Origin of the sequence: Clostridium sp. 7_2_43FAA (genome assembly GCF_000158375.2) — a bacterium.
In the GTDB taxonomy this organism is placed as follows: Bacteria; Bacillota; Clostridia; order Clostridiales; family Clostridiaceae; genus Clostridium; species Clostridium tertium.
In genome coordinates this window covers 1,260,689-1,276,170 of sequence record NZ_JH815222.1, presented here as the reverse complement: position 1 = coordinate 1,276,170, position 15,482 = coordinate 1,260,689, and the positions used below count along the sequence as shown (strand labels likewise).

Genomic DNA, 15,482 nt, shown 5'->3' with positions numbered 1-15,482 from the left:
TTAATAATAATAATAATAAATTATTATTATCGACTTTTATTATTAACATATTTAGCTAATTATATTCAAGTTGCTATGAGTTTTATTTTTCTTTTACATTTTTATCAATAGCTACTTCTTTCATAATAGGTAATTCATATTTTTCTCTTATTTTATTTTCTATTTCTAATGCAATTTCAGGATTATCCTTTAAGTATTGCTTTGCATTTTCTCTACCTTGGCCTAATCTCACATCACCATAAGAGAACCATGCTCCACTCTTTTGAACCATACCTTCTTTTACACCTACATCAACTATATTACCTGTTCTTGATATACCTTCATTATACATTATATCAAATTCAGCTTGTTTAAATGGAGGCGCTACCTTATTCTTAATTACCTTAACTCTTGTTCTGTTTCCTACAACGCTTTCACCTTGTTTTATTGAATCTATTCTTCTAACATCAAGTCTAACTGAAGAATAGAACTTTAATGCTCTTCCTCCTGTTGTAGTTTCAGGATTTCCAAACATAACCCCAACTTTTTCTCTTAATTGGTTTATAAATATAGCTATACAACCTGTTTTTTGTATAGTTCCTGTTAACTTTCTTAAAGCTTGTGACATAAGTCTTGCTTGAAGACCAACGTGAGAATCTCCCATTTCACCTTCTATTTCAGCTCTTGGAACTAAAGCCGCAACTGAGTCAACTACTATTACATCTATAGCACCTGAACGAACTAATGCTTCAGCGATTTCAAGCCCTTGCTCTCCTGTATCTGGTTGTGAAACTATAAGATTTTCTGTATCAACACCTAATCTTCTAGCATAACTTGGATCTAAAGCATGTTCTGCATCTATAAATGCAACTGCTCCTCCAAGCTTTTGTGCTTCAGCAGCAACATGTAATGCAACTGTTGTTTTACCTGAACTTTCAGGTCCATATATTTCTATTATTCTTCCTTTAGGTAATCCCCCTACACCTAAAGCTATATCTAAGTCAAGACATCCAGTTGAAATAGTTTCAATATTTAATGCACTATTTTCTCCAAGCTTCATTATAGATCCTTTACCAAATTGTTTTTCAATTTGACCCATTGCATTTTCTATAGCTTTTAACTTATCCATATCTATATTTCCCATATAGCACCTTCCTCTCTAAAACGAACATTTGTTCTATAAATAAATTATATATTATATGTTAACCTTAGTCAACATATAATATATAATTTCGTATTAATATCTTGCATATTAAAAGTTCCAACTATCTAAGATGGAACTTTTATTTTTAATTATATCCTATTTATTATATAATAAACTATTTATTAGTATTTATTATTTTTTTATTTTTATTAAAATAGTCAATCCCAGATACTATTGTCATTACAACAGCTAAAAATAATAGAAATCTTGGCCCATATGTAATAATAACTCTAAACATATTACTTTCTGAAACTAATGCTGTTAAATATTTTGAAGTGCCTACATTAACTTGAATTAATAAAGATATTATAGCTGCTATTTGAGTAACAGTTTTAGCTTTACCCCAAGTGCTTGCTGCAATTATTTTTCCTTCAGCAGCTGCAATTGTTCTAAGACCTGAAACTGCAAATTCTCTTGCTATTATAACAACAGTTGCCCAAGCTGGTATAACTTGAAGCTCAACTAATGATATTAAAGCTGCTGTTACTAAAAGCTTATCTGCAAGAGGATCCATAAATTTACCAAAATTGGTTATTTGATTTCTACTTCTTGCAATATATCCATCTAATTGATCAGTTAAAGATGCAATTATAAATATAAAAGTAGCTATGAAAGTTCCATATGGAATGTTTTTTATAGCAATAAATATTAAAAATAAAGGTACCAAAAATATTCTTAGCATTGTTAGCTTATTTGCTAAATTCATCGCATATCTCTCCTACTAAATCATACTCTAACGCTTCCTTAATTTTGATTTTTACAATATCACCTTTTTCAAGATTTCTAGTTGTGTTAACTAAAATATTTCCATCAATTTCAGGTGCCATTTCTGAACTTCTTCCAATGAAATATTTACCTCTTCTTCCTTCTATAATAGTATCATAAACTTTTGATATTTTCAATTTGTTTAATTCTTCTACTACTTTTTTTTGAACTAGCATTAGTTTTTCTTGTCTTTTTTCTTTTGTTTCTTCTTCAACTTGGTTTTCCATATCAGCTGCTGGAGTACCTTCTTCTTTTGAATATTTAAATACTCCAACGTTATCAAGTTTGTACTCTTCTAAAAACTCACATAATTCATTAAAATCTTCTTCTGTTTCTCCTGGAAAACCAACTATAAGAGATGTCCTAAGTGCTATTCCAGGAATCCTTTCTCTTAATTTATCAATTATATTAGTTATTGTTTCTTTATTTGTTCTTCTTGCCATACGCTTTAAAATATTATTACTTATATGTTGTATAGGTAAATCTAAGTATTTTACAACCTTTGGATTCATCGCCATTTCTTCAATTAAATCTTCTGTTATTTCCTCTGGATAGCAATAAAGCAATCTTATCCATTCAACTCCCGTAACATTAGAAATTTCTCTAACTAATTCATGAAGTTTATTTTCTTTATATATGTCCATTCCATAGTAAGTCAAATCTTGTGCTATTAATATAATTTCTTTTACTCCATTTTTTACAAGCGTCTCTACTTCTTCTAATATTGCTTCTTTAGATCTACTTCTAAATTTCCCTCTTATTTTAGGTATTATGCAGTAAGTACAGTAATTATCGCATCCTTCTGCTATTCTAACATAAGCAGTATGTTTATCAGTTGTTAGTAGTCTTATTCCTTCATTTATATTTTCATCGCTATAATTTGTTGCAAGTAGCTTTCTTTCTCCTCTTATAAAATCTAAGATAAGCTTATGTAACTTCATATAGTCGTTAACACCCATAAGAATATCAATTTCTGGCATAAGTTCTAATAGTTCTTCACCATATCTTTGAGCTAAACATCCTGTAGCTATAAGCATCTTACATTTATATTTATTCTTATATTCAGCCATCTCTAGTATTGTATCTATAGATTCTTGTTTAGCACTTTCTATAAATCCACATGTATTAACGATTATTATTTCAGCTTCCTTAGGATCATTAGTTATTTCATAAAATTTATTTATAGTTCCAAGTATAAGTTCAGAGTCAACTCTATTCTTATCACATCCTAAACTTACCATCCCAACTTTATATTTTTCCAAAGCTACTTCCTCCTACGTTTTATAAATTATTGCTCATTTAGCCTAAATATTATTTTAATGTAGAAAAATAATATTTACAAGTTTTTTTAATCCTCCATATTTAATTCTTCTTTCGAAACTAAAACTTGTCTTGGTCTACTTCCATCTTTTTCTGATATAATACCACGTTCTTCAAGTTCATCCATTATTCTTGAAGCTCTATTAAATCCTATTCTAAGTTTTCTCTGTAAGAATGATGTAGATGCTTGATTGTATTCTATAACAACCTTTATTGCTTCATCTAAAAGTTCATCACCACTCTCGTTATCTCCTAAATTACCAGCATCCTTTGTTCCATTTTCTATATGTTCAATTATAGATTCTTCATAATCTACATTTGATTCTTCATCTTTTATAAAGCTTACAACCTTTTCCACTTCTTCTTCTGATATAAATGCTCCTTGGACTCTAATAGGTTTATTTTCCCCAATTGGACAATATAACATATCTCCTCTTCCAAGTAACTTTTCAGCACCTGTTGAATCTAATATAGTTCTAGAATCTATCCCTGAAGAAACAGCAAAAGAAATTCTAGATGGTATATTAGCTTTAATTACACCTGTAATTACATCTACAGAAGGTCTTTGAGTTGCAATTATCAAATGCATTCCTGCTGCTCTGGCCATTTGTGCTAATCTACATATATAATCTTCTACATCATTAGGGCAAGCCATCATTAAATCAGCAAGCTCATCTACTATCATAACTATATATGGTAACTTTTCTTCAATTATTCCCTTTTCATAAAGAGCATTATAACTTTCAATGTTTCTTACAGATGCATCTGCAAATAATTTATATCTCTTATTCATTTCATTAACTGCCCAGTTTAATGCAGCAGCTGCTTTTTTAGGATCTGTAACTACAGGAATTAAAAGGTGTGGTATTCCATTATAGACACTAAGTTCTACAACTTTAGGATCAACCATTAATAATTTCACTTCATTTGGACTATATTTATATAACAAACTAACTATAAGGGTATTAATACATACCGATTTACCAGATCCAGTTGCCCCTGCAATTAGCATATGAGGCATTGTAGATAAATCTCCTACTACACATTTTCCTGCTATATCTTTTCCTAATGCAAAAGCCAATTTTTTATTTGATGTCTTAAATTCATTAGAGTCTAAAACTTCTCTTAGAAATACTGCTGTTTGCTTATTATTTGGAACTTCTATGCCAATTGCTGCCTTTCCTGGTATAGGAGCTTCCATTCTTACACCACTAGCTGCAAGTCCTAGGGCTATATCATCTTGTAGATTTACTATTTTCGAAACTTTTACCCCCGGGCTTGGTTGAATTTCAAATCTAGTTACTGAAGGTCCTTTAGTTACTTGAACAACCTTTGCATCCACTCCAAAATCATTAAGAATACCTTCGAGCTTACCTGCGTTTTCTATTAACTCTTTCTTATCCTCACTTTTAAGCTTCATCTTGCTATTTATATTTAAAAGCTCTACTGATGGATGTTGATAAATTTTTTCTTCCTTCTTTTCATCCGTTAAGCTTTCTTCTATTTCCTTACTTACCACATCCTTAACTGTATTATCTAATTTTTCTTTTTTCTTAACCTTTTCTTCTTTAATTTCTTTATTTACTGCTTCTTCTTGCTTTTCTTCATCAAAAACCTCTATATTAAAAGGATTACTTTTTTTATTTTCTTTAAACTCTTCAACAGAACTTTCTAGTGCTCCTTCATCTAATGAAGAATTCTTCATAAAATCAAGAATTTTTATTTTATTATTTATTCCATTTATAAACTCTTCTCTTTCTCTTTCCTTTACCTTAGGAACCGCATCTATTAATGGAGTTTTTTCTTTTTCTATTTCTTTTTCTACATTGACTTTAGTTTTTATTTCTTTCTTTTTTGGTTTTATCTTTTGACTTTCTTCTTTAAAAAACATTATTATATCATATAAAGTTATATCAAATATTAATATTGTTCCTATTGCCCACAATGCAACATATAATATATATGAACCTATATAACCAATAAGCTTACCTAATGGATAAGAAATTAAATGTCCTATAAGTCCTCCATGTATTCCAGAAACTTTAACTACTTCTTGCCAAGTTTCATAAAATCCTTCTTTTGATTGCAATACATGAATACTGCCAGTTGCACAACCTAACGTTATTGATATTATAATAAGAGTAATACCAAAAAACCTTCTTGTTACTTTAATGCTTCCCTTTGAAACTATATTATGATACCCAAAATAAATTAAATATAATGGAAGTACAAAAGCACTTACTCCTATTAACTTATATATCACTTGCCTTGATATAATAGATAATGCTCCTGCCCAAGTTGTGTAAATTGCTATAGCTAATAAAATACCTACTGCTATATAAAGTATACCTTTAATATCCCCATTTTCTTTTACATCATTTTTTTTATTTGTGTCCTTTTTTTTATTAGTATTTTTTGCTTTGACTCTAGACACACAATCACCTCGCAACTTTCCCATTTATTGTAAGTCAATTATTTACATAATAATATTATAAACTTTAATAAAAAAAAAGCAATTTAAATAACTATCTATTATTTAAACTGCTTAAATTAATATAATATATTCCAAAGAAAACTTCTTTTTTTCATAAATTTATATAATTATCCCTATACTCCTTTTTTACTTTCTTTTTCTCCAATTAGCTCTTTCAATTTATTTAGAGCATCTTTAATTCCACCCTCTTCATCTATTAATCCACATTCTACTGCTTGTTTTCCAATTAAAATTGTACCCATATCATTTAATAGTTCATCTGATTTTAACATCATTTGTCTTAATTCATCTTTTTTTATTTTAGATGTTCTTACAATGAAGTTATCTATACGTTCTTGCATCTTTTGAAAATAATTAAATGTTTGAGCTACTCCTATAACAAATCCATTCATTCTTATAGGATGAACTATCATTGTAGCTGATGGAGTTATAAAAGAATAACTTGATGAAGTTGCAAGTGGTACTCCAATTGAATGTCCACCACCTATAACTATTGAAACTGTAGGTTTTGATAAAGAATTTATCATTTCTGCAATAGCTAATCCAGCTTCTACATCTCCACCAACTGTATTTAGTATTATTAATACTCCCTTTACATTATCATTACGCTCCATAGCTATAAGTTGAGGAATCACGTGTTCATACTTTGTTGACTTCGACTGAGCTGGCAAAACTTGATGACCTTCTATTTGACCAATTATAGGTAGTATCTGAATGCTTTCATCTTGCGCTACACCATTATCAGTTCCAAATTCTTTTATTTCTTCTCTCTTTTCCTTAGCTTCTTTTAGGTTTTCTTCTTCATTTTCTATATCCTTATTTTCATCTTTTGATGAGTCAAAAAAATTATTCATAATAAAATCCTCCTATACAATATTATTTTGTACAAGAGGATTTATTTTATTCACCTAAATTAAATGCTTTATGAAGTAGATTAAGAGCATTCTTAACATGTTCAGATTTAATTAAGCACCATATTGTCATATTAGAATCAGCTGTTTGAAGGATTTCTATTGAGCCTTTTGATAGTGTATTTATTATTTTTGCCATTATCCCAGGTACACCAGTCATTCCTACTCCAACTATAGCTATAGTGCTACAATTTTCTATTAAATTATATTTTATATCTGCTTCTTTAAGGACTCTATCTAATTTTTCTTTTTCGCATGAATCTATAGTGAAAATTTGTTCTGTTGGAAATATATTTATTAAATCTAGACTTATATTCTTTTTTGCTAAAAGTTCTAATAAATATCTATAATTTGCTTTATCTTTGTTTTCATTCAATCTTACTGTTACTTGTGCTCTATTATTTAAATGTGTTATTCCCGAAATAGTTCTCTCATGATTACTTGTTCCATAACTATTAACTAAAGTACCTTTACAGTTACTCATAGTATTCTTAATAACTATTGGAATATTAGCTTTTCTTGCGCATTCAACAGCTCTTGGATGGATAACTTTTGCTCCTTGGTCTGCAAGTTGGAAAACTTCATTATAAGTTATTGTATCTATCAATGATGCATCATCAACTATTCTTGGATCAGCTGTCATTATTCCATCTACATCTGTATATATCTCTATTTCCTCTGCATTTAGGGCTTCTCCTATAATACAGGCTGATGTATCGCTTCCCCCTCTTCCAAGGGTTGTTAAATATCCCTTTTCAGTTACGCCTTGAAATCCAGTAACTACTGGAACTTTTCCATTTTCTAAAATACCTTTAATATTTTCTGTTCTTGTATAAAGCAAATCTGCTTCAGAAAAACTATCATTTGTTATAATACCTGCTTGGCCACCAGTAAGTGGAACTGCTTGGATACCTTCGTTTATTAAAACATTACTCATTACTACACTGCTTATAATTTCTCCACAGCACATAAGCATATCAGTTGCTTGTAGGTTATTCCTCTTAAAATTATTATCTAATAAAGATAATAAAGTATCTGTAGCATAAGGTTCTCCTTTTCGTCCCATTGCAGATACAACTACTACAGGTGAAAATCCTTCATTTATTGCATTTTTAACCTTAGCTACTACTTGATTTCTTCTCTCTTCAGTAGATACAGATGTACCTCCAAATTTTTGTATAATTATTTTCAAGTAATAACCTCCCTAAAATTATGCTCTTGCCCTTTTTATCTTATCCTTATCAGCTGAAACAACTATAACATTTGCTCCAATTTTAGTAACATAACTCCAAGGGACTTCTACATACTCCCTACTACTGAATAGGCCTAGCTTACTTCCGGCAACAGCAGCAACTATAAATTGTAAATTCCCATCCTCATCAATTATAAAATCTAAAGCTTGCTGAGTATCATATTTTTCTGCTTCTTCTGTATTAAATATTTCATATCTTTCTAAGTCACTAAGAAGTCTATATTTAGATTCTCTTTTTGACTCTTCTTCATAATATTCACCTTTTCGTTTATCTCCTCTTAACATAAGATTCACCTCCACATTATCTTATGTAAATCTTATGCTAATTAGAGATTATTTAGTACAAATTATTATGATTAAATTATATTCTTCTTAGTCCATCTTTATTTGAATTATCATAAGCCTTTATACTTGGCTCTATTATATTGTTTAATTTCTCCCACTCTATATCTTGACCTACATATGCTGAGCTTATTATGCCTGGTTTAAAGCAAGTATCTAATACATAATTTATGTCATCAGCATTTATATTGTTAATTCTTTTTATTACTTCTTCTTGGGTCTTTATCTTATTTTGAAGTAACATACTTTTTGCATTTGAAAACATTCTAGATGATGTACTTTCTAAGCCTAATATATAACTTGCTTTTATTTTTTCCTTATTAATTTCTAACACTTCATTAGAAATTCCTTCTTTAGCAAATTTTTCAAGTTCCTGATTAATAACATCTAATGCCTTATCTGCAGATTGTTTACTTACTCCTGTATATATGTTATTTATTCCAACTCCTAAATATGGCTGACCATATGAATAAATAGTATAACAAAGACCCAACTCTTCTCTTACATTTTGGAATAATATAGATGATGCGCCTCCTCCAAACACATTGTTTAAAAGCACAAGAGAATAAGCCTTTTCATGTGCATATGGTAACCCTTTAAATGATAAGTTTATATGAAGTTGTTCTATAGGTTTATTTGTATATTTACTTTGTGGAAGTAAAATTGGAGTTTTATATTCTGGTTTATAATCTCCTTCTCCTTCCCAAGAGCCAAAATTTTCTTCTAGCATTTTCATTAATTCTTTTTCATCAAATTTTCCACATACAGAAACTACTGAATTATGAGGTGCGTAATGTGATTTTACAAATTTCTTTATCTTCTTACTATTAAATGACTTTATATTATCTATAGTACCAAGTATAGGATAAGACAATGAATTATCGCCAAAAATAGCCTTTGATGAATCATTATCTAAAACATCTTCTGGGGTATCTTCACTCATATTTATTTCTTCAATAACTACGCCTTTTTCTTTTTCTATTTCTTCATCATCAAATTTAGAATTTAATAACATATCGGCTAAAATTTCTATTGATAAATCTAAATGTGTATTTAGAGCTTTTATATAATAACAAGTAGCTTCTTTGCTTGTATAAGCATTTATTTGGCCACCTACATTTTCTATTTGTTGAACAATTTCTTTTGAAGTTCTTTTTTCTGTCCCTTTAAAAAACATATGCTCTATAAAATGTGATATACCATTTAACTCTAAATCCTCATTTCTTGAACCATTTTGAACCATAACACCAACGCTAATTGAATTCACATGATCTATATATTCTGTTACAACTCTTAAACCATTTTTTAATGTATATATATTGTACATAGTTCCTCCTCTTTATTTATCTTATATTTATTCTATATTACTATTATTCTATATTATTTTAGAGTTATGTAATACTTAATTATTTATATTTAATTTAATTTTTATTATATAAAGAAAAAAAGGCAATAAATTGCCCTTTACTTACTTTTTCTATTCGCTTTTTTCTTTATTTTCTTCAGAGTCATCAGTTAAAGCATCTTTTCTTGAAAGATTAACTCTTCCTTGATTATCTATTTCAGTTACCTTAACTAATATTTCATCGCCTACAGATACTACATCTTCAACTTTATTTACTCTTGCTTTATCTAATTTTGATATATGGCATAATCCTTCTTTATTAGGAAGAATTTCAACAAAAGCACCAAAAGTAGCTATTTTAGTTACTTTTCCTAAATAAACTTCTCCAACTTTAACTTCTTTTGTTAAACCTTCGATAATAGATATTGCTTTGTTTACTCCATCATGATCTGTTGAAGATACAAATACTGTACCATCTTCTTTAATATCAATTTTAACTCCAGTTTCTTCGATAATCTTGTTTATAACTTTTCCACCTGCACCTATAACATCTCTTATCTTTTCTGGATCTATACTTATTATTGAAGTTTTAGGAGCATATGTTGAAACTTCTCCTCTTGGTCCTGGAATACATTCACTTATTTTATCTAAGATATGAAGTCTAGCCTTTCTAGCTCCCATTATAGCATCTTCTATAACTTTAAAACTTAATCCTTTTATCTTAGTATCAACTTGTATTGACGTAATTCCTTCTACAGTTCCTGCAACTTTGAAGTCCATATCAGCAAAGAAGTCTTCTATTCCTTGAATATCAGTTAAAACCTCTTCTCTTGTAAGATCTTCTGAAGTTATAAGTCCCATTGCTATACCTGCTGCTGGTCTCTTAAGAGGAACTCCTGCATCTAATAATGCTAAAGTACTACCACAAACTGAAGCTTGTGATGTTGAACCATTAGAGCTTAATACTTCTGATACTAATCTAATAGTATATGGGAATTCTTCTTCTGAAGGTATTAATGGTTCTAATGCTCTTTCTGCTAAAGCTCCATGACCTATTTCTCTTCTTCCTGGTCCTCTTAAAGGCTTTACTTCACCTACTGAATATCCTGGGAAGTTATAGTGATGCATGTATCTTTTTGATTCTTCTTCACCTATACCATCGATTATTTGAATATCTCCTACTGCTCCTAATGTAGCAACAGTCATTACTTGAGTTAATCCTCTTGTAAATAATCCTGTACCATGAGTTCTTGGTAAAATTCCTACTTCACATGATATTGGTCTAACTTGATCAAATGCTCTTTCATCTGGTCTTCTATGGTGATTTAAAAGCATATCTCTTACAACTTCTTTTTGTAAGTTATAGATTATTTCCTTTATATCTCCTACGTTTTCTGGATACTTTTCTTCAAATTCTGCATAAACCTTTTCATTCACTTCATCCATTGCAGAATTTCTTTCATCTTTGTCAGTTATCCACATGGCTTCTTTAATCATTGCGCCAGCAAATTCTTTAATTTCAATTTCTAATTCTTTACTTGGCTTGTATAATTCAGGAACCATTTTTTCTTTTCCAAATCTTTGCATTGCTTCTTCTTGGAATTTAATAATATCTTGGCAACTATCAAATCCAAATTTAATAGCAGCAAGCATAACATCCTCTGGAATTTCTTGACCGCCAGCTTCAATCATCATAACTCTTTCACTTGTTGCACAAACAGTTAATTGAAGTTCACTTTCTTCTCTTTCTTTAGATGTTGGATTTAAAATGAAGTTTCCATTGATTAGACCTACTTGCACAGCTGCAACAGGAGTTGTAAAAGGAATGCTTGATAAGCATAATGATAATGAAGCTGCATTAATTGCTAGAATTTCTGGTAGGTTATCCTTCTCAACTGATACTACTGTACAAACGACTTGCACATCATTTCTATATCCCTTTGGAAATAAAGGTCTTAATGGTCTATCAACCGCTCTTCCAAATAATATAGCATTTTCTGAGGGTCTACCTTCTCTTTTAATAAATCCACCCGGTATTTTTCCTACTGAGTATAATCTTTCTTCATATTCTACGCTTAGAGGAAAGAAATCTATACCCTCTCTTGGTTTTTCTGAAGCATTAACATTAGTTAAAATTACTGTGTCCCCATAGCTAATAAATGCTGCTAAATTTGATAACATACCAATCTTTCCAAATTCTAACTTAAGTTCTCTACCTGCTATAGTTGTTTTCATTACATTGTTCATTTTGTAACCTCCCTTCAGGCTTATATCTTATCATTCAAAATTGTTAAAATAATAGAGCGGCTTAAAAACCGCTCTAAAAACTATCTTCTTAAGCCTAATTTTTTGATTATAGCTCTGTATCTTTCGATATCTTGATCAGCTAAGTAATTTAAAAGACCTCTTCTTTGTCCAACCATCATTAAAAGACCTCTTCTTGAGTGGTGGTCTTTCTTGTGCATCTTTAAGTGACCAGTTAAAGAATTAATTCTTTCTGTTAATAAAGCGATTTGCACTTCTGGTGAACCAGTATCTCCTTCATGTCTTCCGTGTTCTTTGATTATTTCTTGCTTTCTTATTGCGTCCATTGTTCGCACCTCCGTAAAATTATCCCCTATATCCAGGAAATGAGCTAGCACCCTCATATCTTAGAATTAGGTTCTTCTTTGCTATTATAACAAATGATATAGATATTGTAAATTATAAATTTACATAATTATATTACTATCTCTCTATCTTTAGCAAAATTTTCGTCTTTTTTTATTTGTTTAACAAGCTCATCTAATGAATTAAACTTTATTTCTTCTCTTATTCTTTCAATGAAATAAACTTTAAGCTCTTGTCCATAGATAGTATCATCAAAATCTAGTATATATGTTTCTATAGTTAATTGTTGCCCATTTACTGTAGGATTATACCCAACAGATGTAATTCCTTTATAAGTTTTATTATTATATTCTACATTAGTATAATATACTCCCTTATCCGGAATTATAATTTTACTATCAAACTCTAAATTTGCAGTTGGAAATCCTATAGTTCTTCCTAACTTTTTGCCATGAATAACTTTCCCTTTAATTAAATATGGCTTAGATAACATTTTAGAAGCTTCCTTCACGTCTCCTTCTAAAATACTCTTTCTAATTCTAGTACTACTTATTACATCACCATTATAAGTATATGGCTCCATTACATATAATTTATATCCATATTTACCTTGAAGATCTTCTAATAGTTTTACATCCCCTAAATTTTTATATCCAAATCTAAAGTTAAATCCAACTATAATTCCTTTTACATTATAATCTACACAAAGTAATTTTATAAAATCTTCTGCAGAAACTGACATAAATTCTTTAGTAAAACTTCTAAGTACTACTATATCTACATTTTCTTCTTCTAAATACTTAAGCTTAGTTTCTAAATCCATAATTAATTTAGGTGCACTTTCCGGCTTTACTAATGTTTTAGGATGATTTTTATATGTAAAAACCATACTTTTTCCATTTTTCTCTTTAGCAACTTGGACAGTCTTTTTTACAAGGGATAAGTGGCCAGAATGAAGTCCGTCAAAACTTCCTAATGCTACATAGTTTTCACTGTCCTTATTATCCATAATAATATCATCTATTACTATCATATCCTGCTCCCCTAATTAATTAATAATTTTTCTATTTTAAAGCCTTGATGATCGCTTTTACCAAGTCCTATAAAAATTCCACTATCATCATAAACTCTATATAGTTTTCCTACTTCAATATTTTCTTTAGTAAGCCTCTTATCAAAAACTTTAACACCATTAATTAAAAGTTTTGAAAATCTACTTAAAACTATTAATTTTTCATAGGAATCTAAAGCATCTTCTATACTTATAATGTAATCTTTTATATTTTCAGAATTTATATCTTCTATATTAATAGACTCATCCTCAGTAAATTTAGATGTTTTACTTCTTTTTAGCTTTGTCATAGTAGCTCCAACATTTAAAGCTTCCCCTATATCATAACAAAGGCTTCTTATATATGTCCCCTTTGAACATGTAACTTTCATACTAATATATGGATTATTTATCCTTACATCTTCTATCTTATGTATACTTATAAGTCTACCTTCTCTTTCTACTTCTATGCCTTTTCTTGCTAATTCATAAAGTCTTACACCATTTTGTTTTAAAGCAGAATACATAGGTGGAACTTGAGAATATTCTTTTTCAAAAGAATAAATAGCTTTCAATATATCTTCATTTCCAATATTAGATGGATCTTTTTCTTCTATTATATCTCCCTCTAAATCATATGTAGTAGTTTTTATACCAAGCTTAAACTCTACTTCATAGACCTTGTCACTATTCATTATATAATCAATAATTTTTGTTCCTTTACCTATACATATAGGTAAAACACCACTTGCTTCTGGATCTAGTGTGCCAGTATGTCCAACCTTTCCAGTTCCTGCTGCTTTTTTTATTATTCTTACAGCATCAAAAGAAGTCATACCAGTATTCTTAAAAATATTAATTACGCCGTTCATTATAACAACTCTTTCTCTATTTCCTCTAGAATTTTGTTCTTTGCCTCGTCTAATTTTATCCCCTTTAAAGTTATCCCTGCCGCTTTTACGTGACCACCGCCACCTAGCTTTTCAGCTATATTTCTAACATCAAATTTATCTTTTGATCTTAAACTTGCCTTAGAACCATTTTCTATTTCCTTTATTAATAGTGCAACTTCTACACCTTTTATTTGTAATCCAAAAGCTATTATATCTGATGTGTCCCCTATTTCTATTCCAAGCTCATCCCCATAAGCCATAGGAATTTTAATTAACGCTACTTTTCGATCAAATAAAAGTTCCATATCATTTAATGCTTTACCTATTAATCTAATCTTTTCAAAACTCTTGTTATCAAAAAGATTTTGATGTATATAAGTGTTATTAACACCAATTTTCTTTAATCTGGCTGCAATATTATGAGTTCTAAAAGTTACATTAGAATGTCTAAAAGCACCTGTATCTGTAACTAATGATGTATAAAGACACGTTCCTATATCTCTTATATCATCATTTTCATCATTAAAATCAATTCCTAATAATTCTAACAATTCAAAAACTACTTCTGCTGTAGCTGCAGCTTCTATATCTACATAATTTAATTCTCCATATTTATCATTTGTAATATGATGATCTAAATTTACTATACTTCCTTTAAAATTATCTAAGTCTGCAGATATTCTTTCATAATTTCCACAATCCAATACTACAACTATTGAAGTATTATCAACTGGAGTTATTAAATTTCCTGTAGCTTCATTTGCACCTTTAAGAAATTGAAGATTTTCTGATATTATATCTTTTGAAATTAAATAAGCATCTTTTTTTAAGGTTCTTAATCCATTTAATAGTGCAAGTGCACTACCTACTGCATCACCATCAGGTGATACATGGTAGGTAATGCCAATTTTTTTACTATCTAAAATTACTTTAGATATGTCTTGTAATATATTCATTACTTTTCCTTAGCCTTTTCTATAAGCTCTTCTATTTTCATACTATAGCTTATAGAATCATCAAGTTCAAATAATATTTGAGGTGTATTTCTCAAATTTATTCTTTGGCCTATTTCTTTTCTTATATATCCGCTTGCACTTTTTAATGCTGCAAAGGTTTCATTTTTTTCATCTTCATTTTTACCAAAAATACTTACAAATACCTTTGCATATCTTAAATCCTTAGTTACTTTAACTGCTGTAATTGAAACCATAGCAGTCATCCTAGGATCTTTAATTTCATCTCTTATTATAACACTTATTTCTCTTCTAACTTCTTCGTTTATTCTGCCGCCTCTGTAATTAGCCATTTAAAATCAC

The 15,482-nt window shown here is 29.5% G+C and carries 14 protein-coding genes; all 14 read right to left on the bottom strand.

Annotation, left to right across the window (positions count from 1 at the left end; translation table 11 throughout):
• Positions 1-82: 82 nt before the first annotated feature.
• The 14 genes from recA to rbfA all read right to left on the bottom strand — a co-directional run bounded on the left by recA (position 83) and on the right by rbfA (position 15,472).
• Positions 83-1,123, bottom strand: coding sequence for a recombinase RecA (recA, locus tag CSBG_RS07610; RefSeq protein WP_008678436.1), 1,041 nt, complete (start codon positions 1,121-1,123; stop codon positions 83-85).
• Between the two features lie 175 nt (positions 1,124-1,298).
• A complete protein-coding gene (pgsA, locus tag CSBG_RS07605; protein WP_008678435.1) occupies positions 1,299-1,889 on the bottom strand; it encodes a CDP-diacylglycerol--glycerol-3-phosphate 3-phosphatidyltransferase in 591 nt (196 codons plus the stop codon).
• On the bottom strand, positions 1,873-3,210 hold the full coding sequence (gene rimO / locus CSBG_RS07600) for a 30S ribosomal protein S12 methylthiotransferase RimO (RefSeq protein WP_008678434.1): 1,338 nt from the start codon (positions 3,208-3,210) through the stop codon (positions 1,873-1,875). The genes pgsA and rimO overlap by 17 nt, the downstream gene beginning before the upstream one ends.
• An 86-nt stretch (positions 3,211-3,296) precedes the next feature.
• A complete protein-coding gene (locus tag CSBG_RS07595) occupies positions 3,297-5,702 on the bottom strand; it encodes a DNA translocase FtsK (protein ID WP_008678432.1) in 2,406 nt (801 codons plus the stop codon).
• Positions 5,703-5,875: 173 nt separating this feature from the next.
• Complete coding sequence (locus CSBG_RS07590) at positions 5,876-6,616, bottom strand: ATP-dependent Clp protease proteolytic subunit (protein WP_008678431.1); 741 nt, start codon at positions 6,614-6,616, stop codon at positions 5,876-5,878.
• A 46-nt stretch (positions 6,617-6,662) separates the two neighbouring features.
• A complete protein-coding gene (gene dapG / locus CSBG_RS07585) occupies positions 6,663-7,865 on the bottom strand; it encodes an aspartate kinase (RefSeq protein WP_008678430.1) in 1,203 nt (400 codons plus the stop codon).
• A gap of 18 nt (positions 7,866-7,883) precedes the next feature.
• Complete coding sequence (locus CSBG_RS07580; protein ID WP_008678429.1) at positions 7,884-8,210, bottom strand: YlmC/YmxH family sporulation protein; 327 nt, start codon at positions 8,208-8,210, stop codon at positions 7,884-7,886.
• Between the two features lie 76 nt (positions 8,211-8,286).
• Positions 8,287-9,594 (bottom strand): pitrilysin family protein, encoded by a 1,308-nt coding sequence (locus tag CSBG_RS07575; RefSeq protein WP_008678428.1) that lies wholly within the window; start codon positions 9,592-9,594, stop codon positions 8,287-8,289.
• Between the two features lie 150 nt (positions 9,595-9,744).
• Complete coding sequence (locus tag CSBG_RS07570; RefSeq protein WP_008678427.1) at positions 9,745-11,859, bottom strand: polyribonucleotide nucleotidyltransferase; 2,115 nt, start codon at positions 11,857-11,859, stop codon at positions 9,745-9,747.
• A gap of 80 nt (positions 11,860-11,939) precedes the next feature.
• Positions 11,940-12,203, bottom strand: coding sequence for a 30S ribosomal protein S15 (gene rpsO / locus CSBG_RS07565; RefSeq protein WP_008678426.1), 264 nt, complete (start codon positions 12,201-12,203; stop codon positions 11,940-11,942).
• Positions 12,204-12,331: 128 nt separating this feature from the next.
• The gene (locus tag CSBG_RS07560) at positions 12,332-13,255 is read right to left on the bottom strand and encodes a bifunctional riboflavin kinase/FAD synthetase (RefSeq protein WP_008678425.1); all 924 of its coding nucleotides are present in this window, start codon (positions 13,253-13,255) and stop codon (positions 12,332-12,334) included.
• An 11-nt stretch (positions 13,256-13,266) separates the two neighbouring features.
• Complete coding sequence (gene truB / locus CSBG_RS07555; RefSeq protein ID WP_008678422.1) at positions 13,267-14,145, bottom strand: tRNA pseudouridine(55) synthase TruB; 879 nt, start codon at positions 14,143-14,145, stop codon at positions 13,267-13,269.
• Positions 14,145-15,122, bottom strand: coding sequence for a bifunctional oligoribonuclease/PAP phosphatase NrnA (locus tag CSBG_RS07550; RefSeq protein WP_008678420.1), 978 nt, complete (start codon positions 15,120-15,122; stop codon positions 14,145-14,147). The genes truB and CSBG_RS07550 overlap by 1 nt, the downstream gene beginning before the upstream one ends.
• Positions 15,122-15,472 carry a 30S ribosome-binding factor RbfA gene (rbfA, locus tag CSBG_RS07545; RefSeq protein WP_008678419.1) on the bottom strand — a complete coding sequence of 117 codons (351 nt, stop codon included), beginning with the start codon at positions 15,470-15,472 and terminating at the stop codon, positions 15,122-15,124. The genes CSBG_RS07550 and rbfA overlap by 1 nt, the downstream gene beginning before the upstream one ends.
• Between the last annotated feature and the right edge of the window lie 10 nt (positions 15,473-15,482).

Excerpts from the sequence above, each read along its gene's own strand:
- CSBG_RS07570 (WP_008678427.1), bottom strand. The coding sequence starts at position 11,859 with ATGAACAATGTAATGAAAACAACTATAGCAGGTAGAGAACTTAAGTTA.
- rpsO (WP_008678426.1), bottom strand. The coding sequence starts at position 12,203 with ATGGACGCAATAAGAAAGCAAGAAATAATCAAAGAACACGGAAGACAT.
- recA (WP_008678436.1), bottom strand. The coding sequence starts at position 1,123 with ATGGGAAATATAGATATGGATAAGTTAAAAGCTATAGAAAATGCAATG.
- CSBG_RS07575 (WP_008678428.1), bottom strand. The coding sequence starts at position 9,594 with ATGTACAATATATATACATTAAAAAATGGTTTAAGAGTTGTAACAGAA.
- CSBG_RS07580 (WP_008678429.1), bottom strand. The coding sequence starts at position 8,210 with ATGTTAAGAGGAGATAAACGAAAAGGTGAATATTATGAAGAAGAGTCA.
- CSBG_RS07560 (WP_008678425.1), bottom strand. The coding sequence starts at position 13,255 with ATGATAGTAATAGATGATATTATTATGGATAATAAGGACAGTGAAAAC.
- CSBG_RS07590 (WP_008678431.1), bottom strand. The coding sequence starts at position 6,616 with ATGAATAATTTTTTTGACTCATCAAAAGATGAAAATAAGGATATAGAA.
- pgsA (WP_008678435.1), bottom strand. The coding sequence starts at position 1,889 with ATGAATTTAGCAAATAAGCTAACAATGCTAAGAATATTTTTGGTACCT.
- CSBG_RS07550 (WP_008678420.1), bottom strand. The coding sequence starts at position 15,122 with ATGAATATATTACAAGACATATCTAAAGTAATTTTAGATAGTAAAAAA.
- rbfA (WP_008678419.1), bottom strand. The coding sequence starts at position 15,472 with ATGGCTAATTACAGAGGCGGCAGAATAAACGAAGAAGTTAGAAGAGAA.
- truB (WP_008678422.1), bottom strand. The coding sequence starts at position 14,145 with ATGAACGGCGTAATTAATATTTTTAAGAATACTGGTATGACTTCTTTT.